This is a genomic window from Kribbella hippodromi (genome assembly GCF_039531045.1).
GTDB classification, from domain to species: domain Bacteria; phylum Actinomycetota; class Actinomycetes; order Propionibacteriales; family Kribbellaceae; genus Kribbella; species Kribbella hippodromi.
Genome location: NZ_BAAAPH010000009.1, coordinates 212,378 through 234,090, shown reverse-complemented (window position 1 = coordinate 234,090; position 21,713 = coordinate 212,378). Strand labels below are relative to the sequence as shown.

General features: G+C 68.4%; 23 protein-coding genes. 14 read left to right on the top strand and 9 right to left on the bottom strand.

Going from position 1 to position 21,713, the window contains the following annotated elements:
• Positions 1–45: 45 nt before the first annotated feature.
• Together ABD260_RS16560 and ABD260_RS16555 are read left to right on the top strand one after the other, a co-directional pair.
• Positions 46–1,002, top strand: coding sequence for a helix-turn-helix transcriptional regulator (locus tag ABD260_RS16560; protein WP_344234431.1), 957 nt, complete (start codon positions 46–48; stop codon positions 1,000–1,002).
• Complete coding sequence (locus ABD260_RS16555) at positions 999–1,970, top strand: helix-turn-helix transcriptional regulator (protein WP_344234430.1); 972 nt, start codon at positions 999–1,001, stop codon at positions 1,968–1,970. The genes ABD260_RS16560 and ABD260_RS16555 overlap by 4 nt, the downstream gene beginning before the upstream one ends.
• Here ABD260_RS16555 and ABD260_RS16550 read toward each other — a convergent pair.
• The gene (locus ABD260_RS16550; RefSeq protein ID WP_344234428.1) at positions 1,967–3,157 is read right to left on the bottom strand and encodes a winged helix DNA-binding domain-containing protein; all 1,191 of its coding nucleotides are present in this window, start codon (positions 3,155–3,157) and stop codon (positions 1,967–1,969) included. The two genes, ABD260_RS16555 and ABD260_RS16550, sit on opposite strands and share 4 nt — an antisense overlap.
• Positions 3,158–3,321: 164 nt before the next feature.
• On the opposite strand from ABD260_RS16550, the gene ABD260_RS16545 reads away from it, so the two are divergent.
• The 5 genes from ABD260_RS16545 to ABD260_RS16525 all read left to right on the top strand — a co-directional run bounded on the left by ABD260_RS16545 (position 3,322) and on the right by ABD260_RS16525 (position 6,655).
• Complete coding sequence (locus tag ABD260_RS16545) at positions 3,322–3,501, top strand: hypothetical protein (RefSeq protein WP_344234427.1); 180 nt, start codon at positions 3,322–3,324, stop codon at positions 3,499–3,501.
• An 84-nt stretch (positions 3,502–3,585) separates the two neighbouring features.
• The gene (locus tag ABD260_RS16540; protein WP_344234426.1) at positions 3,586–3,885 is read left to right on the top strand and encodes a twin-arginine translocase TatA/TatE family subunit; all 300 of its coding nucleotides are present in this window, start codon (positions 3,586–3,588) and stop codon (positions 3,883–3,885) included.
• 22 nt (positions 3,886–3,907) lie between these two features.
• Positions 3,908–4,726, top strand: a complete 819-nt coding sequence (gene tatC / locus ABD260_RS16535) for a twin-arginine translocase subunit TatC (protein ID WP_344234425.1) — start codon at positions 3,908–3,910, stop codon at positions 4,724–4,726.
• A 1-nt stretch (position 4,727) separates the two neighbouring features.
• Positions 4,728–5,600: a diacylglycerol/lipid kinase family protein gene (locus ABD260_RS16530; RefSeq protein ID WP_344234424.1), complete on the top strand. Its 873-nt coding sequence runs from the start codon at positions 4,728–4,730 to the stop codon at positions 5,598–5,600.
• A gap of 191 nt (positions 5,601–5,791) precedes the next feature.
• Complete coding sequence (locus ABD260_RS16525) at positions 5,792–6,655, top strand: chitosanase (RefSeq protein ID WP_344234423.1); 864 nt, start codon at positions 5,792–5,794, stop codon at positions 6,653–6,655.
• Here the strand turns inward: ABD260_RS16525 and ABD260_RS16520 are convergent.
• On the bottom strand, positions 6,652–7,137 hold the full coding sequence (locus ABD260_RS16520; protein WP_344234422.1) for a MarR family winged helix-turn-helix transcriptional regulator: 486 nt from the start codon (positions 7,135–7,137) through the stop codon (positions 6,652–6,654). The two genes, ABD260_RS16525 and ABD260_RS16520, sit on opposite strands and share 4 nt — an antisense overlap.
• A 71-nt stretch (positions 7,138–7,208) precedes the next feature.
• Here ABD260_RS16520 and ABD260_RS16515 point away from each other — a divergent pair, with 71 nt between their 5' ends.
• The 4 genes from ABD260_RS16515 (at position 7,209) to ABD260_RS16500 (ending at position 13,166) form a co-directional block, all read left to right on the top strand.
• Positions 7,209–8,093 (top strand): alpha/beta hydrolase, encoded by an 885-nt coding sequence (locus tag ABD260_RS16515; RefSeq protein ID WP_344234421.1) that lies wholly within the window; start codon positions 7,209–7,211, stop codon positions 8,091–8,093.
• A gap of 24 nt (positions 8,094–8,117) precedes the next feature.
• Positions 8,118–10,985: a DEAD/DEAH box helicase gene (locus ABD260_RS16510; protein WP_344234420.1), complete on the top strand. Its 2,868-nt coding sequence runs from the start codon at positions 8,118–8,120 to the stop codon at positions 10,983–10,985.
• A gap of 130 nt (positions 10,986–11,115) precedes the next feature.
• Positions 11,116–11,790 (top strand): YdcF family protein, encoded by a 675-nt coding sequence (locus ABD260_RS16505; protein ID WP_344234419.1) that lies wholly within the window; start codon positions 11,116–11,118, stop codon positions 11,788–11,790.
• 173 nt (positions 11,791–11,963) lie between these two features.
• The gene (locus ABD260_RS16500) at positions 11,964–13,166 is read left to right on the top strand and encodes a serine hydrolase domain-containing protein (RefSeq protein ID WP_344234418.1); all 1,203 of its coding nucleotides are present in this window, start codon (positions 11,964–11,966) and stop codon (positions 13,164–13,166) included.
• 5 nt (positions 13,167–13,171) lie between these two features.
• On the opposite strand, the gene ABD260_RS16495 is transcribed toward ABD260_RS16500, so the two are convergent.
• Positions 13,172–13,636: a MarR family winged helix-turn-helix transcriptional regulator gene (locus tag ABD260_RS16495; RefSeq protein WP_344234417.1), complete on the bottom strand. Its 465-nt coding sequence runs from the start codon at positions 13,634–13,636 to the stop codon at positions 13,172–13,174.
• Between the two features lie 61 nt (positions 13,637–13,697).
• Between ABD260_RS16495 and ABD260_RS16490 the strand changes: the two genes are divergently transcribed.
• From ABD260_RS16490 to ABD260_RS16480, 3 genes are read left to right on the top strand one after another with little or no spacing between them, the layout of a single operon-like run.
• Entirely contained in the window at positions 13,698–14,069 is a 372-nt protein-coding gene (locus ABD260_RS16490) for a cupin domain-containing protein (RefSeq protein WP_344234416.1), read from the top strand.
• A 51-nt stretch (positions 14,070–14,120) separates the two neighbouring features.
• Positions 14,121–14,612, top strand: a complete 492-nt coding sequence (locus ABD260_RS16485; RefSeq protein ID WP_344234415.1) for a GyrI-like domain-containing protein — start codon at positions 14,121–14,123, stop codon at positions 14,610–14,612.
• 27 nt (positions 14,613–14,639) lie between these two features.
• A complete protein-coding gene (locus ABD260_RS16480; RefSeq protein ID WP_344234414.1) occupies positions 14,640–15,695 on the top strand; it encodes an ArsR/SmtB family transcription factor in 1,056 nt (351 codons plus the stop codon).
• 53 nt (positions 15,696–15,748) lie between these two features.
• Here the strand turns inward: ABD260_RS16480 and ABD260_RS16475 are convergent, their stop codons facing one another.
• From ABD260_RS16475 to ABD260_RS16450, 6 genes are all read right to left on the bottom strand, one after another.
• A complete protein-coding gene (locus ABD260_RS16475; protein WP_344234413.1) occupies positions 15,749–16,840 on the bottom strand; it encodes an FAD-dependent oxidoreductase in 1,092 nt (363 codons plus the stop codon).
• 105 nt (positions 16,841–16,945) lie between these two features.
• Positions 16,946–17,521 carry a hypothetical protein gene (locus tag ABD260_RS16470; protein WP_344234412.1) on the bottom strand — a complete coding sequence of 192 codons (576 nt, stop codon included), beginning with the start codon at positions 17,519–17,521 and terminating at the stop codon, positions 16,946–16,948.
• Between the two features lie 71 nt (positions 17,522–17,592).
• Positions 17,593–18,357 carry a hypothetical protein gene (locus ABD260_RS16465; RefSeq protein ID WP_344234411.1) on the bottom strand — a complete coding sequence of 255 codons (765 nt, stop codon included), beginning with the start codon at positions 18,355–18,357 and terminating at the stop codon, positions 17,593–17,595.
• 79 nt (positions 18,358–18,436) lie between these two features.
• Positions 18,437–19,963, bottom strand: coding sequence for a precorrin-2 C(20)-methyltransferase (locus ABD260_RS16460; RefSeq protein ID WP_344234410.1), 1,527 nt, complete (start codon positions 19,961–19,963; stop codon positions 18,437–18,439).
• Complete coding sequence (locus ABD260_RS16455) at positions 19,960–20,589, bottom strand: precorrin-8X methylmutase (RefSeq protein ID WP_344234409.1); 630 nt, start codon at positions 20,587–20,589, stop codon at positions 19,960–19,962. The genes ABD260_RS16460 and ABD260_RS16455 overlap by 4 nt, the downstream gene beginning before the upstream one ends.
• The gene (locus ABD260_RS16450; RefSeq protein WP_344234408.1) at positions 20,586–21,704 is read right to left on the bottom strand and encodes a precorrin-3B synthase; all 1,119 of its coding nucleotides are present in this window, start codon (positions 21,702–21,704) and stop codon (positions 20,586–20,588) included. Before ABD260_RS16450 ends, ABD260_RS16455 begins: the two co-directional genes overlap by 4 nt.
• Positions 21,705–21,713 lie beyond the last annotated feature (9 nt).

The window sequence follows — 21,713 nt, the reverse complement described above, 5'->3', positions numbered from 1 at the left end:
ACGGAAAGGCGGGTTTTGGCCGCTCTGAGGCCGTAAGGTGGTCGGGTGTCGGCGCGGAAGAGTGAGCGGCTGCTCAACGTGGTCATCTGCCTCCTGGTCGCGCGCACCTATGTGACCAAGGAGCGGATTCGCGAGGTCGTCGAGGGGTACGCGGGCCAGACCGACGACGCCTTCGAGAAGATGTTCGAGCGGGACAAGGACGAGCTCCGCGACCTCGGCATCCCGATCGAGATGGGCACGATCGACAAGTTCTTCTCCGACGAGGTCGGCTACCGCATCCGCCGGGACGTGTTCGAGCTGCCCGAGGTGCAGCTGGAACCGGACGAGGCGGCCGTGCTGGGCGTCGCCGCGCGAGTCTGGCAGCATGCCGGTCTGTCCGAGGCGACCACCTCTGCGGTGCTCAAGTTGAAGGCAGCCGGCATCCAGACCGACCAGTCCGCGCTGAGCGCGATCGAGCCACACGTCGGCGCGTCCGAGCCGGCTTTCGACCCACTCTGGGCCGCAGTGGTGGCTCGGCAGGCGGTCCGGTTCCAGCACGTGCGCAGTGGCGCGTCGGAGCCGACCACGCGGACGCTGGAGCCCTGGGGGATCGTGTCCTGGCACGGGCGCTGGTACGTGGTCGGTCGCGACCGCGACCGGCAGGCGACGCGCATGTTCCGGATGTCGCGCATCGGTGGGGCCGTGAAGACAGTGGGGGAGCCGGGCGCGTTCGCGGTCCCCGAAGGCACCGATCTGCGCTCGCTGGTCACGGAGCTGGCTCCGCCGCGCCCGACCTCCGAGGCGAAGGTAAGGGCGCGTACGGGGTCCTGTGTGAGCCTGCGCCGCCGCGCCAACGCCATCGAGGCGTACGAGGAAGGCTGGGACCTGCTGCACGTGCCGTACGCGGACTCGTCCGTGCTGGCGGAGGAGATCGCGTCGTACGGGCCTGATGCGGTTGTCGAAGGACCAGGGGACGTACTGGACGGAGTGCTGTGGCGGTTGCGGACGGTGGCAGGCGCATGAGCAATGCACGTGACCAGGTGCAGCGTCTGCTGGCCCTGGTGCCGTACTTGCGGGAGAACGACGGCGCCCGGGTCGAGGATGTCGCGAAGGAGTTCGGCGTCCGGCCGAAGCAGATCATCGCCGACCTGAAGGTGCTGTGGTTCTGCGGTCTGCCCGGCGCGCAGATGGGCGATCTGATCGAGATCGACATCGAGGCCGCCGAGGGCGACGGCGTCATCCACATCAACAACGCCGACTACCTGGCCCGGCCGTTGCGGCTCGCCGCCGACGAGGCACTGGCGCTGCTGACCGCGCTGCGTACGCTGCGCGAGGTGACCGCCGACGCCGACCGGAACGCGGTCGACCGGGCAATTGCCAAGCTGGAGCGCGCGGCCGGCGAGGCCGCTGCGGCGAGCGAGGGCGCGGCTGCGCACGTACACGTCGAGCCGGCCCCGCCGGAGATCGCCGAGACAGTGAACCGCGGCCTGGCGACGAAGCGCCGGCTGCACCTGACGTACGACGTGCCGTCGCGTGACGAGACCACCGAGCGCGACGTGGACCCGATGCGGCTCGTCGTGTCGGACGGGCGTACGTATCTGGAGGCATGGTGCCGCCTGGCCGAGGATGTACGGCTGTTCCGCCTGGACCGCATCGCCGCGGTCAAGCTGCTCGACCTGCCCAGCGAGCCGTCACCTGACGCCACGCCGCGCGACCTGTCGAACGGCATGTTCCAGCCGTCCGAGCAGGACCTCCTGGCCACGCTCCGGCTGGCCCCACCCGCCCGCTGGGTCGCCGAGTACTACCCGAACGAGTCGGTCGAAGAAGGCCCGGAAAACTCGCTCATCGTCAAGCTCCGCGTCGCCGACACCGCCTGGCTACAACGCCTGGTCCTCCGCCTCGGCGGCGCCGCCACCGTCCTCGACCCACCCGGCCTCACCACCCAGATAGCAGCTACAGCCCGCGAGGCACTGTCCGCGTACGACGACTAGCCCTGGCTGAGCTGTTTCTCCAAGGGGGAGCGGAAGCGCGGTGTTACGCGTACGCCGGCCAGCCACGTGGTCCAGCGGGCCGCCTCTGCCTCGACCATGGACTTGGCGTCCGCGCCGACGTCCTCCAGCAACTGGTAGCGGACCTCGCCGGACTCCGGCTGGCCCCAGCCGCCGATGATCTGCCCGTTGAACCAGATGGACGGACCGATGTTGCCGGTGGTGTCGAACAGCTTCGGCTTGTGCGTACCTAGGTACCAGTCGCGGTCCTTCCATCCCATCGGCGTCGGGTCCAGCGCGGGCAGGAACGCAACCCACGGCTCCACCGGTACCTCAGGCGCTTCGTCGCCTGGCAGTACGTAGCCCACCTGTCCGTCCAGATCGACCTCTACTGCTTCTACCGCCACCAGGGCCTTCTTGGTCTGTCCACCAGTCCAGCCGGACCACCACTGCAGGTCAGCTGCCGTTCCCGGGCCAAAGGACGCCAGCCAGGCGCGTGCAAGTAGTACCCGCGCCTCTTCCGCCATCGGCTTGTTGCCGAGGCCGCCGGCCAGCCAGTCCTCCGCCGGCGACCACTGGTGCTGGCCACTCAGCCAGGTACCCATCGGCCTGCCGCGGACGATCCGCCCGTCCGCGGCCAGCTGGAACAGCACGCGGCTCGTTACGTACGGCTGCGCGGCGTACGTCTTCCCAGTAGCAATGCTCAGCCGCGTACGCAGCCGTGGCTCGTCCGCAGAGAGCTCCTGTGCAGTCGCAGACCCACGGAGCGCCAGTGCGGTCGCTGTGGACTCCTCTACCGCAGCCAGCCATCTCCCGGACGCTTCCGCATCATCCGCGATCCCAGCCTCGGTCAGGTGCTTCACCAAGAGCTTCCGCTGCTTCACCGCGATGTCGTCCGTACACGCCGCCTGCACCACGGGCGCGAACGGCGTCGGTACTACGAACACCGTCCGCCGCATGCCGAGCATCCGGATCAGCGTACGGTCGTCGTAAAGTGCACGCTCCGTACCCGCAACGTCACTCCCTGGCACCCGTGCGGCCACGCTCAGATGTACCGTCGCCGGATCGGTGGCGTGCAGTGCCACCAGCGCAGTCGCCGCCTCGACCGGATCGGCCGCCTGGCAGCCCGCCCCGAGCAGATGCCGCCGGCCGAGCCGCGCCCGCCGTTCCCCGACCCCGATCCGCACCATCCATGACCCCTTGCCTCGCCCCAGCACCGCTGCCGCAGCGGCTGATTCTCCCGCCGGGACACCCTGGCGGACACTCGGTTTTACCATCACGTTCCGGCACCGTTGTCCACAGAGACATACCGCGGGCCGTGGGGGACCGGCTGGAACCAGCTAGGCTCCTGGGTATGTACTGGTTCCTGCTCTTCCTCGCGGTGGTGGCGGTGTGGCTCCTGGTCCTCGCCCTGCTCGCGCTGAAGTTGTGGGGTCAGGGCAAGGCACTGACGCGTGAGTTGGTCGCCGCCCAGTCCAAGCTGGCAGCAGCGCAGTCCACGGCCGGGTCTGGACAGACCCGTGAAGACGGCTGATTCCCGGCGTAGTATGCGGCCACGAACTCAGGCTTGAGCCCCGAGTTGATGGTGGCAGTGTTTGATGGTGAAAGGGAGATCGACATGGCAGCACCGCTCCTCGGTATGCCCCAGGGCGCAGAGTGGCTCGTCATCCTCGCGATCGTCGTGCTGCTGTTCGGATCGGCCAAGCTGCCGGCCCTGGTGAAGCAGCTGGGCAAGTCGAAGAAGATCTGGGAAGAAGAGGTCGGCCCCCGGAAGAAGGACGGGGAACTGACCGAGGAGGCCTCGCAGCCGCCGGCCCAGGTCCAGCAGCCGGTCCAGCAGGCCCAGCCGGCGCAGCAGAACCAGGCCAACGGCCAGGCGCCGGGCGACGGCCTGCCGCCGACGCACACGGCCAACTGAACAGAACGCCCCACCTGTGTCGATGGTGAAGTTCGGGCGGCGGAAGGACAAGCAGGAGCGCCGCCCGAGGGACCCAGAGGGTCGGATGACCCTGCGCGAGCACATCGTCGAGCTCCGGAACCGGTTGCTCATCAGTGTGCTCGCGATAGTGGTGTGCACGGTCGCGGCCTGGTTCGTGTACAACCACGCGCTCGCCATCCTCAAGGACCCGTTCGAGACCGCGGTCCGGCCGATCGCGGAGAGCCGGGGCCTGAAACCGCAGCTCACCTTCCAGGGCGTCGGCGACCCGCTGACGTTCAAGCTCAAGGTGTCGGCGCTGCTCGGTCTGGTGGCGGCCGGCCCGATCTGGCTGTACCAGCTCTGGGCGTTCATCGCACCCGGCCTGCACCGCAGCGAGAAGAAATGGGCGTACCTGTTCGCCGCCATCGCCACCCCGCTGTTCGCCACCGGGATCGCGCTCGGCTACTGGACGCTGCCCAAGGGCATCTCGATCCTGCTGGGCTTCACGCCGGACCAGGTGCAGAACCTGGTCGAGCTCGGCAAGTACCTCGACTTCGTCATCCGTACGCTGCTGGTGTTCGGGATCGCGTTCCTGATCCCGCTGGTGGTCGTGCTGCTGAACATGGTCGGTGTGGTGCCGGCCAGTGCGCTGGGCAAGTTCCGGCCGTACATCATCCTGGTGATCTTCGTCTTCGCCGCGGTGGCGACGCCGTCCGGTGACCCGTTCACGATGTGTCTGCTGGCGATCCCGATGACGGTGCTGTTCCTGGCCTCCGAGGTGATCGCGCGGCTGAACGACCGGCGCCGCGCCCGCCGCAACGAAGAGCTGCTGGCCGACTGACGTGAGCAGCCGGATCGCGCTGGTGGTCAACCCCACCAGCGGCCGGGGCCTGGGTGCCCGGATCGCGCCGCTGGTGCGGGAGCGGCTGGCCGCGGCCGGCCTGACCGTCGACGTCCACACCACCACCTGCGCCGAGGACGTCGGCCGGATCGCCACCGAGGTGGTCGCCTCCGGAGCCGACGCGGTCACGCTGATCGGCGGCGACGGCACCATCCATCTGGGCGCCCAGGTGCTGGCGAACTCGGGCATGCCGTTCGGCGTGATCCCGGCCGGCACCGGCAACGACTTCGCCCGCGGCCTCGGCCTCCCGCTCAAGGACCCGGCCGCCGCGGCCGACTTGGTGGTGGCCGGCCGGACCCGCACCATCGACCTCGCGGTCGCGAAGGACGAGTTCATCACCACGGTGGTGGCCGGCGGGTTCGACTCGCTCGTCAACAAGCGCGCGAACGCGATGTCCTGGCCGAAGGGCAACGCCCGGTACACGGTCGCCACCCTGGCCGAGCTGCGGACCTTCACCCCGCTCGAGTACGTGGTCACCGTCGACGGCACGGTGATCGAGACCAAGGCGATGCTGGTCGCGGTCGGTACCGGCGCGACGTACGGCGGCGGACTGCAGATCTGCGCCGGCGCCGAGCTCGACGACGGGCTGCTGGACGTGACGATCATCGAGCCGGTGTCCCGGCTGACGCTGCTGCAGATGTTCCCGAAGCTGTCCAAGGGCACGCACGTCGGGCACCCGAAGTTGCGGACCCTGCGCGGCCGATCGGTCCGGATCGAGGCAGCCGGCATCACCGCGTACGCCGATGGTGAGCCGCTGGGCGCGCTGCCGGTCGACATCGGCATCGCCCCGGGCGCGCTGACCGTCTTCGCCTGAACCTCTCGACTGAACCCCTCTCGCCTGGCCTGTCGCTCGAACCGGCCGTGGTGGTGTTCGGAAGTGTTCTCCGGGCCGGCCGCCGGGTTGGGATGAAACATTCATGGCCGAGGTATTTCCAGGTGTGTTCCTGGTCTGATAGGAAAGCTTCCTAACAGTTCATTCCCCTCGGACGCCCCTCGGAGGACGTAATGGAGAACCACCCCACCCGCCGGACCGCACTGCTGCTCGGCCTGTCCCTCGCCGCCGTCCCGGCGGCCGGCCTGGCCGTCTCCCGGTTCGCGCCGGCCGACGCCGCGGTCGGCAAGCTGACCGCGACCGGACTGACTGCGACCGGCCTGGCTGCGACCGGTCTGGACGATCCCGCGAAGAAGGAGATCGCGATGGAGATCGTCTGCAGCGCGGAGAACTCGTCGCTGGACTGGAAGGCGCAGTACAAGTACATCGAGGACATCGACGACGGCCGCGGCTACACCGCGGGCATCATCGGGTTCTGCTCCGGTACGGGTGACATGCTCGACCTGGTCGAGTTGTACGCGAACCGGAAGCCGAACAACGTACTGCAGAAGTATCTGCCCGCCTTGCGCAAGGTGAACGGCACCGACTCGCACAAGGGTCTCGACCCGAACTACACCAAGGACTGGAAGGCCGCCGCCAAGGATTCGGCCTTCCAGCAGTGCCAGAACGACGAGCGCGACCGGGTGTACTTCAACCCGGCGGTGAAGCAGGGCAAGTCCGACGGTCTGCGCGCGCTCGGGCAGTTCTGCTACTACGACGCGATCGTGATGCACGGCGACGGTGGCGACCCGACCAGCTTCGGCGGGATCCGCAAGCGTGCGCTGGGCAAGGCGAAGCCGCCGTCGCAGGGCGGAAACGAGACCACGTACCTGAACGCGTTCCTGGACGCGCGGGTGTGGGCGATGAAACAGGAGGAGGCGCACAGCGACACCAGCCGGGTGGACACCGCGCAGCGGGTCTGGCTGCGCAACGGCAACTTCGACCTGAAGACGCCGCTGGACTGGAAGGTGTACGGGGACCCGTACCACATCGGCTAGCTGCTGGTCTTCGGGTCGGTGGCGGTTTTCGGCTCGGTGCGGTCTGTTCGGTGATCGGTTTCGGCGCGCTGTCGCAGCATCGACAGCGATGTGGCCAAGTGTTCGATCACTCCGGCGGGCAGCACCGAGCCGATCCACGTCCGCAGCTCGGCCTCGACTGTCGGGGTGGCCGCGGCGAGGATCTCGGCGCCGGCCGGCGTCAGCTCGAGCAGGGACGAACGGCGGTCGTCGGGGTTCGCGATGCGCTGAATCCGGCCGGCCGCCTCCAGCCGGTCGACCGCTTTGCTGGTCGCGCCGACCGTGATCGCCACCTCGCGGGCGAGATCGAACACCCGCGCGGTGTCCCGGGACGCGATGAAGCGAAGGAACTCGAACTGCCCGAGCGGAAGGTCGTGCTCGGCCTTCAGCCGGGCGTCCAGCACGTTGTAGAGCCGGGTTTCGAGCCGGACCAGGTCCGTGAACAATGCTGTGAGATCAGTCACGGAATTAGATTCCTAGGAATGTAGTTGGAGAGAAGCATATTCCTTGGAATCTATCAGCTGGGAGCCGGACGATGAGTGTTGAACAACGAGCGGCAGCACGCGGCATGCTGCAGAAGGGCGAGACCGGCTTGCCGGCGGAAGCGCAGCGGGCCGGGTTCGACGAGTTGTTCGCCGAGCGGCCGCTGGGCGCGGACGTGACGCTCGCCGAAAGGACGCTGGGCGGCGTACGCGCGCTGGACGTCCGAGTCGAGGGCGCGAACTCCGCAGGCGTGATCCTCTACCTGCACGGCGGGGGCTATGTGGTCGGGTCCGCACGAACCGGAGCGAACTTGGCGGCGCCGTTGTCGCGTCTCAGCGGTGTCCCGGCCGTGTCGCTGGACTACCGGTTGGCGCCGGAGCATCAGTTCCCGGCTGGTATCCACGATGCGCTGGCTGCGTACCGGGAACTGGTCGACAGCGGGCAGAACGTGGTGATCGCCGCCGACTCGGCCGGTGGCGGACTGGCGCTGGCGACACTGCTGTCCGCGAGGGCGGAAGGGCTGCCGATGCCTGCGGGAGTGGTGCTGTTTTCGCCGTGGGCCGATGCGGCGTTGACCGGGCCGAGCATCGATACGCGGGGTGAGTACGACCCGCTGTTCAACCGGCCGATCATGGAGGAGTACGCCGCGATGTACTTGGGCGGAGCCGATGCGGCGGACGAGCTGGCCAGTCCGCTCGGTGCGGACCTGAAGGGGCTGCCGCCGCTGCTGGTCCAGGTGGGCTCGGCGGAGGTCCTGCTGGATGACGCGCTGCGTCTGGTGGCTCGTGCCGCTGAGCAGGAGGTGGACGTCAGCCTGGATGTGGTGGCGGGTGCGCCGCATGTGTTCCAGTACTTCGCGGGCTTCCTGCCGGAGGCCGATGAGGCGCTGGAGCGCGCCGCGACGTTCATCAAGCACCGGTTGGCGTCTGTTTTGTAGGTGGCTTCGCATAGATTGGGGCGCATGAGCACCCCGTCCGAGAAATATGCCGTGTTCCGCTCGGACCAGGAGCATCCCGCCGTGAAGGAGTTCCGGGGGCTCTACGACTTCGAGCTGGACGAGTTCCAGCTCCGCGCCTGTGCCGCCCTCGAGGACGGGCACCAGGTGCTGGTCGCAGCGCCCACCGGCTCCGGGAAGACGCTGGTCGGTGAGTTCGCCGTCCACCTGGCGCTGGAGCGCGGCCAGAAGTGCTTCTACACGACTCCGATCAAGGCGCTGAGCAACCAGAAGTACGGCGACCTGGTCAGCCGGTACGGCGCCGACAAGGTCGGACTGCTCACGGGCGACAACTCGGTGAACTCCGAGGCACCGATCGTGGTGATGACCACCGAGGTGCTGCGGAACATGCTGTACGCCGGATCGCAGACGCTGCTCGGTCTCTCGTACGTCGTGATGGACGAGGTGCACTACCTGGCCGACCGCTCCCGCGGTGCGGTGTGGGAAGAGGTGCTGATCCACCTGCCGGACTCGGTGTCGGTGGTCTCGCTGTCCGCGACGGTGAGCAACGCGGAGGAGTTCGGCGACTGGCTGGAGACTGTGCGCGGCAACACCGTGGTCGTGCTGGAGGAGAAGCGGCCGGTGCCGCTGTTCCAGCACGTGATGGTCGGGAAGCGGCTGCACGATCTGTTCGCCGGCGAGGCGCCGACCGCTCGGGTCGGCGCGCCGTCGCAGTCGGGCAACCCGTCTCGGTCAGGGAATCCGTCTCGGTCGGGGAATCCGGCGAAATCGGGGAATCCGGCGAAGTCGGGCGACAAGGCTGATCTCAAGGACCTGGTCAACCCGCAGCTGGTCCGGATCGCGCGGGACGACAACCGGATCTTCCGGGACGATTCGCGCAAGCCCCGGCGGCGCCGTGACCTGCCGAAGGGCCGGCCCGCCAAAACGCACTTCACGCCGTACCGGTCGGATGTGGTCGAGGAGCTGGACGCCGGGGCGTTGCTGCCGGCGATCTACTTCATCTTCTCCCGCAAGGGCTGTGAGGACGCGGTCGTGCAGTGCCTGCGGTCCGGGCTGCGATTGACCAAGCCGTCCGAGCGGGACGAGATCAAGCGGGTGGTCGCCGAGCGTACGGCCGATCTCCCCGACGAGGACCTCGGCGTCCTCGGGTACCACGACTTCGCCGAGGCGCTGTCGCGCGGGATCGCGGCGCACCACGCCGGCATGCTCGCCGCCTTCAAGGAGGTCGTCGAGGAACTGTTCGCGCGCGGCCTGATCAAGGTGGTCTTCGCCACCGAGACGCTTGCCCTGGGCATCAACATGCCGGCGCGTACGGTCGTACTGGAGAAGCTGTCCAAGTGGAACGGCGAGGCGCACGTCGACATCACGCCGGGCGAGTACACGCAGCTCACCGGCCGGGCCGGGCGGCGCGGTATCGACGTCGAAGGGCATGCGGTCGTGCTCTGGCAGCCCGGCTTCGATCCGCGGGAGGTCGCGGGGCTCGCGTCGACCCGTACGTATCCGCTGCGGTCGTCGTTCTCGCCGTCGTACAACATGGCCGTGAACCTCGTCCGCCAGGTCGGGCGGACGCGGGCGCGGGACATGCTCGAGTTGTCGTTCGCGCAGTTCCAGTCCGACCAGGCCGTGGTCGGGCTCGCGCGGCAGGTGCAGCGGAACACCGAGGCGCTGGAGGGGTACAAGGAGTCGATCGACTGTCACCTCGGCGATTTCCTCGAGTACGCCGCACTGCGCCGCCGGATCGGCGACCGCGAGGCGTCCGGATCGAAGCGACGCAAACTCGACCGCCGGATCGAGGCGCAGGAGTCGATCGAGAAGCTGCGCACCGGTGACATCATCCGGATTCCGGCCGGGCGGAGCGCGGGTTGGGCCTTGGTGCTCGATCCGGGTATGCGGTCCGAGCGGGAAGGGCCGCGGCCGACCGTACTGACGCTGGACCGGCAGGTGCGGAAGCTGTCGATGGTCGATTTCCCGGCGCCGGTCGAGTCGATCGGGGTGCTGCGGATTCCGAAGAAGTTCAATCCGCGTAATCCGCAACAGCGGCGCGAGCTGGCTCAAGTACTGCGGACCCGGACCGACCTGCTCGGCGAGGACGGACCGCCGTCGTCGCGGACGCGCAGCCGGGACGCGGTCAGTCACGCGGACGATCCGGAGCTGCAGGAGATGCGGGCGCAGTTGCGCGCCCATCCGTGCCACGGCTGCTCGGACCGGGAAGACCATGCGCGCTGGGCGGAGCGGTACTTCAGGCTGGACCGCGAGAACCGCGACGTACAGCGGAAGATCGAGCAGCGGACGAACACCATCGCCCGCCAGTTCGACCGGGTCTGCCAAGTGCTGGACGCGCTGCACTACCTCGACGGTGACAAGACCACCGAAGCCGGCGACCGGCTGTCCCGCATCTACACCGAGCTCGACCTGGTCGCGGCCGAATGCCTGCGCGTGGGCGTGTTCGACGACCTCACCGTGCCCGAGCTGGCCGCCTGCCTGGCCGCGTTGGTGTACGAGTCCCGGTCGAAGGATGAGCCGACTTCACCCCGGCTGCCGCGCGGTGACGTACGCATCGCACTGGAACGCATGGGAACGATCTGGCGCGACCTGTCCGGCCTCGAACGCGACATGCGCGTCGACTTCCTCCGTTCCATGGACCTCAACTTCTGCTGGCCGGCTTTCCGCTGGGCCTCCGGCGCCTCCCTCGCCGAAATCCTCTACGAATCCGACCTCGCCGCCGGCGACTTTGTCCGCTGGGTCAAACAACTCATAGACCTCACCGAACAAATAGCCGACGCCGCCGGCCCCACCCCCCTCCGCACCACCGCCCGCGCAGTAGTAACCGAAATCCGCCGAGGCGTAATCGCCTACGCCACCGTCGTCGACTAACAGCCCCACCTCCGACCAAAGGACACCGCTCCGCGGCGGCAGTCTTTCGGCCGCCTCCGGCGGCGCGCGCAACCGCGCTTTCGTGCACCGTCCGGCCGTCGACAACTGTGCAACCGAGGGAGGTACGACGGTGAGTTCGCGAGGTGAGGTGCCGGTTCGACAGCTTGGACAAGCCCTCGAAGACGCCGAGGTTATTTGGGAGTACCACCAGCTGGGGCACGAATTGACGCCCGTTGATGCGGCTGTCGGGCTCGGAAGCCATGACCTGGGTGTTGCTGACTATGCGGCCGAGTTGTACCGCAGGGAGTATTTTCCGGTCCTTGTCTTCAGTGGTGGGAACAGTCCGACGACGAAAGACCGGTTCCCCCGTGGTGAGGCAGTGCACTACAAGGAGCGGGCCCTGTCACTGGGTGTTCCAGAAGGTGCGATCTTGACGGAAACGGCTGCCGCGAATACAGGCCAGAACATCGCGTTGTCGCGGGACGTACTCGAGAACAACGGTGTCACACCTCAGCGCGTGATGCTGATCTCGAAGCCGTACATGGAACGGCGGGCGTACGCGACTTGCCGGAAACTGTGGCCGGGCGTCGAGGTTGTTTGCGCGTCCGAGCCCTTGAAGTTCGACGACTACATTTCGAGCATCGGGGACGCGAAATTGGTGGTCGACATGGTGGTTGGTGACTTGCAGCGTGTGGTCGAGTATCCGAAGCGAGGCTTTGCGGTGGAGCAAGAGGTTCCGGTGGACGTGCTGGCTGCGTTTGAGCGTCTGGTTGATGCGGGCTTCACCTCGCGGCTGATGGACTAGGCCGTAGGTCTACGGGCTGTAGTCGGTTGGGGACAGGGTTGGGGTGTCGGTGGGAGTAGACCTCTTGGGTGAAAGACTTTCGGGTGTTGACCCCGGTTTGAGGAGACGTGTTCGTGGAGTTGCGGCGGCGGGACTTTGGGAAGTTGGCGTTGGCTACGGGTGGGGTGGCCGCGGTGGGGACGGGGGTGGGGTACAAGCTCAGTCGGCCGGCTGATGCGGCGTCCACCTGGAAGACGACGGGGACGGCGGTGTCTTCGCTGGCTGGGTTCGACAGTCAGATGAAGTCGTTCATGCAGGCGCGGGGGATCACCGGTGGGCAGGTCGCGGTGACGTACAAGGGGCGGCTGGTGCTGGCCCGTGGGTACAGCACGTCGACCGCGCTGACCGTCCAGCCGACATCCTTGTTCCGCGTTGCCAGCGTGTCGAAGTCGTTCACTGCCGCCGCGATCCTGAAATTGGTCCAGGACGGCAAGCTGACGATGGGGACGAAGGTGACCAGCGTCCTCGACATCAAGCCGCCGGCCGGGCAGACCCGGGACTCGCGCTGGACGTCGATCACGATGTGGAACCTGCTGCAGCATCTCGGCGGCTGGGACAGTGCGCTGTCGGGGGACCCGCTGTTCAAGGACGCCACGATTTCCAAGGCGCTCGGCGTACCGATGGAGCTGCACCACGCCGACCTGATCAAGTACATGGCCGGCCAGAAGCTCAATTACGCGCCGGGTACGAAGGTCGCCTACTCGAACTTCGGGTACCTGCTGGCCGGCCGCGTGATCGAGAAGGTCAGCGGGATGAGCTACCAGACGTACGTGCAGCAGAAGCTGCTCGCCCCGTTGAAGATCAAGCGGATGGCGTCCGCCTGGACCATCGCGAAGCACACCGGCGAGATCTCGTACGAGTCGCAGTACAAGGGCAAGACCGTACTGAACAACTCCGGTGCGACCGTCGCGGCGCCGTACGGGACGTTCAGCATGGGGCTGCACGACGCGAACGGCGGCTGGCTCGCCAGTGCGCCGGACCTGGTGCGCTGGGCGAAGATGTTCGACGCCTCGTCCAGCGTGCTGAACAGCACGTCGTTGGGCCGCGTCTGGGCGAAGCCGTCGACCGGAGTCTCCAACGGCTGGTACTACGGTCTCGGCTGGGCGGTACGCCCGGTGTCCGGCGGTACCGGCCGCAACATGTGGCACTTCGGCAGTCTGCCCGGCAACTACAGCCTGCTGGTGCGTACGTACAACGGCCTCAGCTGGGCGGCGCTCTTCAATCGGCGCGATGACGCGAGCGGCAAGTCGTACACCGACATCGACGGCGCGCTGTGGACCGCGGCCAACGGCGTGAAGAGCTGGCCGACCCACGACCTGTTCTCCAAGTACTTTTGACAGATCTAGAACATCAGCGCGCGGAAGTGCGGGTTGTCGATCTGCGCCTCGCCGGCCATCTCGGCGAGGACTTCGCGCAGGGTGTCGATCGCTTCGTCGCCGAGGCGGCGGCGGAGGCGGCGTTCGTAGCTGTGGTGAAAACGGCGGGCGGTGCTCAGCGCCGCCTCGCCGCGCGCCGTCAGGTGTAGCAGCCGGGCGCGCGCGTCGCTCGGGTCCGTGCGGCGCTCGACGTACCCGCGGCGTTCCAGGTCGTCGATGATCTGGCCGGCGCCCTGTTTGCTGATTTCGAGGCGCTCGGCGAGTGCGCTGACCGTGGTCGGTCCGTCGCCGAGCGTACGAAACACGAAGCCGTCCGACCGGCCCTGGTCGTCGTACCCCTGACTGGCCGTGTACGCGCGCAGCTCGCGGACGAACTCCTGGTCCGCGAGCAGCAGCAGTATGCCCAGATCCGGCTTGCCCGATCGTGTCATGCCAGTCATGATAGTCAAGCTGACTTGGTCAAGTCAGCTTGTCTAAATTGGGAGGGCGACAATGCAGGTGATTCATGCGGCCGACGCGCCGCGGTTCCGGCTGCCGGGGGTCGAGTTCACCGGACTGGCCGCGCCGAGCCGGGGTTCGGCCGGGTTGTGTACCTGGCGGCTGACCGTCGACGCCGGGCATGGGGGCGACGCGCCGCACACGCTCGACCGGGACGAGATCTTCATGGTGATCAGCGGCACCGTCCAGCTCAGCCCGGACGGCGACAAACTCGGCCCGGGCGACGCGGTGGTGGTTCAGGCCGGGGAGCCGATCGCGCTCACCAACCTCGGTGACGGCCCGGCGGAGCTGTACGTGGCGATCACCGCCGGCTTCACCGGATACCTGGCCGACGGCACCGCGATCCAGCCTCCCTGGGCGCAGTAGCGCGTACGCGCTAGGTTGAGGGGAGGATCGAGTTCGGGAGGGGTGGACGGCGTGGACGGTGTGGACAGGGTGCCGGAGATCGTGCAGTTCGGGGCGCGGCCGTACGTCGCGCTGCGGGGCAAGGTCGCGATGGACGGGATCAGTGCGTTCGCGGACCGGTTGCGGGAGGTGATCGACTGGCTCGCGGCCAGGGAGATCGCGCCGAACGACGCGCCTTTCTTCAAGTACGACGAAGTGGACATGGAGTCCGAGCTGGTGATGGAGATCGGATTCCCGGTCGACGACGTACACACCGGCGAGGGCGAGATTGTCACGGGCGTGATCCCGGCCGGGCGGTACGTGACCGTCACGCACCACGGCCACCCGGACGGCCTGCGGGACGCGACCCACGACCTGCTGGTCTGGGCGGACGAGCAGGGCCTGGAGTGGGACGCCGACGGCGACCGCTGGGTGGCGCGGCTGGAGGTCTACCGCTCCGACCCGCGCGAGGTCCCGGACCTGAACGACTGGGACACCGACCTCCAATTCAAGCTGAAGGATTAAGGGCGTGGGATCGGGAGACACGCCCTAGTGCCGACCGTTCTCGCGGGGGTCGCGCGGCTGGGTCCGGAGCGGATTCGGGCGGTGGCGTCGCCGTTGATCGAGTTGGGGTGTGCGCTGCACGTTCTGGCTGAGCCGGAGCACCACGATCGGGTCGCGTGGGCGGATGCGGCGCCGCTGTCGCCTGCGTTGCGTACGGAGTTGGCGCAATGGAGCTGGACCGTACGTGCGGTGCGGGCGACGTTCTTCGCGACGTCGGCCGCTACCGGCGTACCAGCTTGGGCTGATGAACTTGCCGGCTTGCGGTCGCGCCCGCCGGAGGAGGTGGCGGCCGAGCTGGTACGGCCGTTGCGCGGGCGTCCGTTGAACAGCCGATCGGTTGATACGGATGCCGTACTGCACTGGGCTCGAAGTCGCGGGCGTTCCGTGGCGGCGCTGGTCGAGTCGTTGCTGACTGATCCTGCTGAGCCGGTGCGGCGGTTCGTCGATTTGCTGGATGCGTGCTGGCAGGAGTGGTTCGGGGCGGTGTGGGAGGAGTCGCGGGACGCGTTGGCGGCGCGGGGTCGGCACGATCGCGATTTGGCGCTGCGCGATGGTGCGGGGGCGATGTTGCGGTCGTTGGACGGGTCGATCGGCGTACGGGATCACGACAGCGTGGTGATCGAGAAGGTCCAGAGCAAGCGGATCGATGTCAGTACGCGCTCGCTTTTGCTTGTCCCGAGCAACTACATCGCGCCGCATCTGTTCATCGGGGAGATTCCTGGGGCGCCGGTGACGATCATTTATCCGGTCGATGGGCGTACGGCGGTGGTGCCGACCGCGCAGCAGATCCGGGCGCGGCTGGATGCTCTTGCGTCGCCGGATCGGTTGCAGGTGTGCCGGGCGGTGGCGAGCGAGCCGCGTACGGCGGGCGAGATCGCGGCGCTGTGGGGGCTGCAGTCGACGCAGGTCACTCGCCATTTGCGGGCGCTCACCCGAGCCGGTCTGGTCACCGCCGAACGCCAGGGCCGCTTCGTCGCCTACCGCTTGAACAACCAGGCCCTAACCGCCCTGGGAACAGACCTGCTGACACTGATCATGCGCTGACAGTTGGTCGGGGAGAGAGAAGGAAGGGAAAGAAGGGAGGGGAAAAGGGGTGATCAGGCGCTGACAGCTGTTGGTTCGGGTCGGAGGAGGGTGCGGAGGGAGCGGGCTGCGGTGAAGCCGGCGCGGTTGGCGCCGATGGTGCTGGCGGAGGGGCCGTAGCCGACCAGGTGGAGGTGGGGGTCGGCGGCGGTTGCGGTGCCGTTCATGCGGATGCCGCCGGATGGTTCGCGGAGGTGCAGCGGCGCGAGGTGCGCGAGGTCAGCGCGGAATCCGGTCGCCCAGAGAATGGTGTCGACCTTCAGCACCCGCCCGCCGCCGGCATTCGCTGAACCCAGCTCCGAGGACCATTCGACGCCTTCAGGGATGATGCGGGTGAACATCGGGAGTCTGGTGTACACGCCGCGCTCCGCCGCCTCCTGTTCTTGCGGCCGTAGATGCAGCCCGGTCACGCTGACCACGCTGCGAGGCGGCAGACCGGCACGGACCCGTTCCTCGACCCGTGCGACCACCTGCCGCCCGTACTCAGGCGTGAAATCCTCCCCAGTACGCCACTCCGGTGGCCGGCGAGTGACCCAAGTTGTCGAAGCAACCGCGGAGATCTCCGCCAGCAACTGCACCGCCGACGCCCCACCGCCGACAACCAGCACCTGTTGCCCGGCCAGCTCGGCCGCACCCCGATAATCGGCCGTATGCAACTGCCGCCCGCGGAAGGTCTCGATCCCCGGATACCAAGGAATGAACGGACGATCCCATGTACCGGTCGCATTCACCAGCGCGGCAGTCTCGTACGCGCCGACTGAAGTCTGCACCAAGAACCCGCCATCGATCCGTCGCACACTCTCCACCGATACGGGCCGCACTACGGGCAACTCGAACCGCCGCTCGTAGTCCGCGAAGTACCCCGGTACGAACGCATTCGCCCGCTCCGGACCAGCGCTCACGGGCACCGGCACACCGGGCAGGTTCGCGATCCCGTGCACGTCGTGCATCGTCAGCGAGTTCCACCGGTGCTGCCACGCTCCACCCGGCGCAGGGTTCCGATCCAGCACGACCACCTCGTCGTACGCCCGGAACCCCATCCGCACCAGGTGATACGCGGCCGACAACCCCGCCTGCCCAGCACCGATCACGACAACGTCAAGCACACCACCCTCAACACCGAACCACTGCCAACTCTTCCCCGCCTTGAGAAGCCACCGCGCGTTTTCAGGCCGCGGAAACGCGCGGTGGGTTCTCAAAGCCGGGGATGCTTACGCGCGCCGCTGGCCGGACTTGCCGCCGAGCACGGACGCGATCAGGGTGATGACCACGGCGGCGGCGAGCGCGATCAGGCCGCCGGTGGTGAGGGTGCGGTCGGCGATCGGTAGTGACGGAAGGGACATCCGGTGCAGTACGTCGTACTGCGAGCCGGCCAGCCAGCCGATGCCCGCGACGATCGCGGTGACGATGACCCCGATCAGCCAGACGCCGAACCCGTGCCGTACGCCGCCGGTACGCGCCAACCGCCCCGCGACGTACCCACCGTTGTAGTAGGCGATCGCCAGGATCAGCAGCAGCACCGCGCCGGACGCGATCCCGATCGTCCCGGCGGTGCCGGCGTTGCCGGTGACGTCGTTCCAGTTGAAGGTCGCCGCGTAGTCGACCGCCGCCGCGATCGCGCCGACGATTCCGGTCAGTAGGGCGACCAGTCCGATCGCTACGAGCCAGCCGAAGAACGTCGCGCCCCGGGCGCCACGGTCCTCCACGAGCTCAGTCGGTAGTACAGGGCGCTCATCGGCGTGTACTTCGGCCGGGCGCCGATCGACAATCGTGTCTTCCTGAGTCATGTCAGCTTCTCCTCACCGGACAAGCCCCGTGTACCTCCCCGGTACCCGGCGGGAAACCACCCCGGCCCTGCTCAGAGCAGTTCGTCGATCCGATCGTGGTACCGGCGGCCCGACTTGCCGCCGATGATCGCCGCCAGCAGCGTGAACAGCAGGAGAGCGCCGGCAGCGGCCGCGGCACCGAGGGTGAGGGTGCTGTTGGAGAGCGCCACGTCCGGCCGGTTGAGCTCGCCGACCAGGTCGTACTGGTGGTCCAGCAGGAAGCCGGTGCCGCCGGCGATCGCGCCGACCAGGAGCGCGATCACCCACACCCCGAAGCCCTGCCGGCCGCCGTCGAACCGTGCCAGCCGGCCGGCCACGTATCCACCGGCGTAGAAGGCGATCGTGAGCATCAGGATGCCGACGCCGGCCGCGGTGAGCGAGGCCGCGCCGGGCTGTGCCTTCGCGTCGGCGGTGCTGTAGTCGAGGATCTGGGCGGTACCGAACGCGGCAGCGGACACCGCCGCGAGCAGCAGCACCGACATCGCGATCGCGATCAGCCAGCCGAAGAACGCCGCCCCGAACTTGAACCCGCGGTACGACAGCAACTCCGGCTCGAGGTCAGCGTCCTGCTGCGGCGGGTTCGGCCGCACCGGACCGCGCACCGCGCCTGACTCGTCCAGGCCCGACTCGTCCGGGTCGATCGCGATCGTGCTCATCGCCCGGCTCGCCGCCGCCCGCGCCTCTTCGTAACGCTGCGTGCTGGTGGCATCACCAACGGGCGTCACCATGGTCGCGTCACCGGCAGGCGTGGTCATGGTGGCGGTGCTGCCGGGTTCGCCGGGGTACTGCTGGCTCATGTCCGCAGGCTCCTCACTGGTCGGGCTTCGCGCGATCCCTACCCGTCCGGGGCCCGGCTGACACGGGCGAGGAACGGATTTAACCGGCTCCTGGGCTGGTATCACCGACCGTCGCCGGGTAGCGGCGCGGAGTGAAGACCAGCGGGCCGGCCGGGCGGGGCACGGTTCGGGTCTGGGACGAGCCGACCAGCAGCAGGCAGCGCATGTCAACCGTTGCCGGGTCGAGTTCGGCCAGTGTTGTCACGGTGATCGCTTCCGCCGGCCCACCGACATCCCGCCCGACGACGACCGGCGTTTCCGGGGCGCGGTGCTCCAGTAGCAGGTCCCGGGTCGCGGCGACCTGCCAGGTCCGGGACTTCGACGCCGGGTTGTAGATCGCGATGGCGAGGTCTGCCGCGGCGGCTGCGGTCAGCCGCTGGGCGATCACGTCCCACGGCTTGAGCCGGTCCGACAGCGACAACACGCAGTAGTCATGCCCGAGCGGCGCCCCGACGCGGCTGGCGACGGCCTGTGCGGCGGTCATCCCAGGCAGTACGCGGACGGTGACCTCGGCGTACTCCGGGGCCGACGCCACTTCCGTGACCGCACTGGCCATCGCGAACACGCCCGGATCGCCGGACGACACGACCACCACGGCTGAACCTTTGCGGGCCAGGTCGAGCGCGAACGCGGCCCGCTCCGACTCGACCCGGTTGTCCGAGCCGTGCTTGCGCTGCCGGGCGCGGTCCGGGAGCCGGTCGACGTACGTGGTGTAGCCGATCACGTCGTCGGCACCGGCGATCGCGGCGCGGACCTCCGGCGTCATCCACTCCGGCCCGGCCGGTCCGAGACCCACAACGGTGACCGATCCCTCTGCCACGGAGCGTGGTGCCGGCGGCGTGAAGGTGTTGTTGATCGGGCTGGGCAGCAGGGCGAGCGAGAAGTACGGGACCTCGTCCGGGTCGACGTCCGCGAGTGGGGCGGTGCGCTGGGCGTCGGTGGTCGCGCGTTCGACGTACCAGGCCTCGTCGGCCCGGCCGGCCAGTTCGAAGGCTTCGCGGACATTGCCGAACGTACGCCCGAGCTTCATCACCGCGGCCGCGTCGGTCGAGCGCAGGCGGTCCGCGAGTACGTCCGGCGGGAGCGTGCCGGGCAGCACGGTGAGGATCTCGTCGCGCTCGCACAACGGCCGGCCGAGGACCGCGGCGGCGGCGCTGACGGAGGTCACGCCGGGGACGACCTCGCACGGGTACCGGTCGGCGAGGCGTTTGTGCATGTGCATGTACGAGCCGTAGAACAGCGGATCGCCTTCCGCGAGCACGACCACGTCACGTCCCGCGTCGAGATGCGCGGCCAGGCGGGCGGCGCAGTCGGCGTAGAAGTCGTCCATCGCGCCTTGGTAACCACCGGGATGGTCGGTGGTCTCGGTGGTCAGCGGGTAGACGAGGTGCTCCTCGACCTGCCCAGGCGTCAGGTACGGGGCCGCGACCGATCGCGCGATACTGCGTCCGTGGCGCGCACTGTGGAACGCGATCACGTCCGCGGCGCCGATCAACCGCGCCGCCTTGACCGTCACCAACTCCGGGTCACCGGGGCCGAGCCCGACGCCCCACAACCGGCCGCTCACTCTTCCTCACTCGCGATCGCGTTGATGGCGGCGGCCGTGATCGCACTGCCGCCGCGGCGCCCGCGAACGACCAGGTACTCCAGGCCGAGTTGGTTCGCGGCGAGGGCCTCCTTGGACTCGGCGGCGCCGATGAAGCCGACCGGGATGCCGAGGACCGCAGCTGGGCGGGGTGCGCCGGCGGCGATCAACTCGAGCAGCCGGAAGAGTGTGGTCGGAGCGTTGCCGATGGCAACAACCGAGCCTTCGAGGTGGTCGAGCCAGAGGTCGACGGCGGCGGCGCTGCGGGTGGTTCGGTGCTGCTGCGCGAGGGCCGGGGTGCGAGGGTCCTGCAGTGTGCAGATCACTTCGTTGTCCGCCGGCAGCCGACGGCGGGTGACCCCGGCGGCGACCATCTGTGCGTCACAGAGGATCGGCGCGCCGTTCTGCAGCGCGGCGCGAGCGTTCTTCACCACGGTGGGCGACCAGGCCAGATCGGCGACCAGGTCGGTCATCCCGCACGCGTGAATCATCCGAACGGCTACTTGTGCCACGTCCGCCGGCAGCCCGTCCAGCGCCGCCTCGCTCCGGATCGTCGCAAACGACCGGCGATAGATCTCCGCGCCGTCCCGCACGTACTCGTCACTCACAACCGTTCCCCGTTCACCAGGTATCCGTCGGGTCCAGCAAGCACATCCACAAAGTCTCCAGCGGGTTTGCCGCAGCGTCGCTCACAGCCGGACAGGTGTACGCGCCGGCCGCGCCGCGTGAGCTGGGGGAGTAGGCGGGCGGCATCGCCCCGGACATCCGCCAGCGCCTTCGCGCACCCCGGTTGACCGGCACAGGCCGTGACACCTTCCCAGACCGAGTCCGGTGCGATCACCAACCCCACGTCCACCAGCCCGGCGTCATCCGGCCGCACGTCCTCTAGTCCAGTGCGGTCCGTAGGAACCACTACCGAGCGCCAGGGCGTCACCCTCACTTCACCGCCGACCTGGCTGAGCGCAGCGGCCTGCTCCTGCGTCAAACTCCCCAGCGGCACCGTCACAACCAGAGCCGCGCCGTGCACCCCAGCCGTCAGCCGCGTGGACTCGACTGGCGGCAGCTCCTCCGCCTCCAGCCCCAGCCGCTCGAGTATGAGCTGCGCGCCGTCCGGTACCTCCGCGATCCGCCACTCCTGGTCGCGGACAGCCAGAAACGCCTCCGCAGCAGCCAGCATCAGGTCAGGTACGTCGGTCCACTGCACCCGCACAGCACGAGCCCCGAGGATCAGCAGGGCAGTCCGGTCGTCCAATGCGCGCACGGCGACATCGGCGCGTACGTCGGCCAGATCGCCCCGCCCGTCATCCAGTGCGAACAGGAACCGTCCAGGTAGTGCAGCCAGCGCAGGGCGGTCGCACAGTGCCTGGTCAAGTGCAGTCGCTACCGGGAGTACGTCGTACGCCGACTGTCCGTCCAGGCCGGAGAGCGGTGAGGCCAGGATGTTCCGCACGCGTTCGTGGGGGAGGGATGGGAGCAGTCCGGCCGCGTAGAGCCGATCCGAGAGCTCTCGCGGACCGTCAGGACCTAGTGCACGGAGCTGTACGTTGCCGCGCGAGGTGAGTTCCAGACGTCCATCACCTAGGTCAGCGGCGGCTAGTCGTAGTACGTCCAGCTGCGAGCAGGTCAGCCGGCCTCCTGGTACCCGCACCCGTGCGAGCCCGCCATCAACCGCCTGGTGCACTGCCAGCACACCAGGGCATCGGTCGGCCTCTGTTCTCGCCACAGCGGTGAT

What these genes read in the sequence shown, in the direction of transcription:
- ABD260_RS16555 (WP_344234430.1), top strand. Translation starts at nt 999, where the DNA reads ATGAGCAATGCACGTGACCAGGTGCAGCGTCTGCTGGCCCTGGTGCCG.
- ABD260_RS16550 (WP_344234428.1), bottom strand. Translation starts at nt 3,157, where the DNA reads ATGGTGCGGATCGGGGTCGGGGAACGGCGGGCGCGGCTCGGCCGGCGG.
- ABD260_RS16545 (WP_344234427.1), top strand. Translation starts at nt 3,322, where the DNA reads ATGTACTGGTTCCTGCTCTTCCTCGCGGTGGTGGCGGTGTGGCTCCTG.
- ABD260_RS16540 (WP_344234426.1), top strand. Translation starts at nt 3,586, where the DNA reads ATGGCAGCACCGCTCCTCGGTATGCCCCAGGGCGCAGAGTGGCTCGTC.
- tatC (WP_344234425.1), top strand. Translation starts at nt 3,908, where the DNA reads ATGGTGAAGTTCGGGCGGCGGAAGGACAAGCAGGAGCGCCGCCCGAGG.
- ABD260_RS16525 (WP_344234423.1), top strand. Translation starts at nt 5,792, where the DNA reads ATGGAGAACCACCCCACCCGCCGGACCGCACTGCTGCTCGGCCTGTCC.
- ABD260_RS16515 (WP_344234421.1), top strand. Translation starts at nt 7,209, where the DNA reads ATGAGTGTTGAACAACGAGCGGCAGCACGCGGCATGCTGCAGAAGGGC.
- ABD260_RS16510 (WP_344234420.1), top strand. Translation starts at nt 8,118, where the DNA reads ATGAGCACCCCGTCCGAGAAATATGCCGTGTTCCGCTCGGACCAGGAG.
- ABD260_RS16495 (WP_344234417.1), bottom strand. Translation starts at nt 13,636, where the DNA reads ATGACACGATCGGGCAAGCCGGATCTGGGCATACTGCTGCTGCTCGCG.
- ABD260_RS16490 (WP_344234416.1), top strand. Translation starts at nt 13,698, where the DNA reads ATGCAGGTGATTCATGCGGCCGACGCGCCGCGGTTCCGGCTGCCGGGG.
- ABD260_RS16470 (WP_344234412.1), bottom strand. Translation starts at nt 17,521, where the DNA reads ATGACTCAGGAAGACACGATTGTCGATCGGCGCCCGGCCGAAGTACAC.
- ABD260_RS16465 (WP_344234411.1), bottom strand. Translation starts at nt 18,357, where the DNA reads ATGAGCCAGCAGTACCCCGGCGAACCCGGCAGCACCGCCACCATGACC.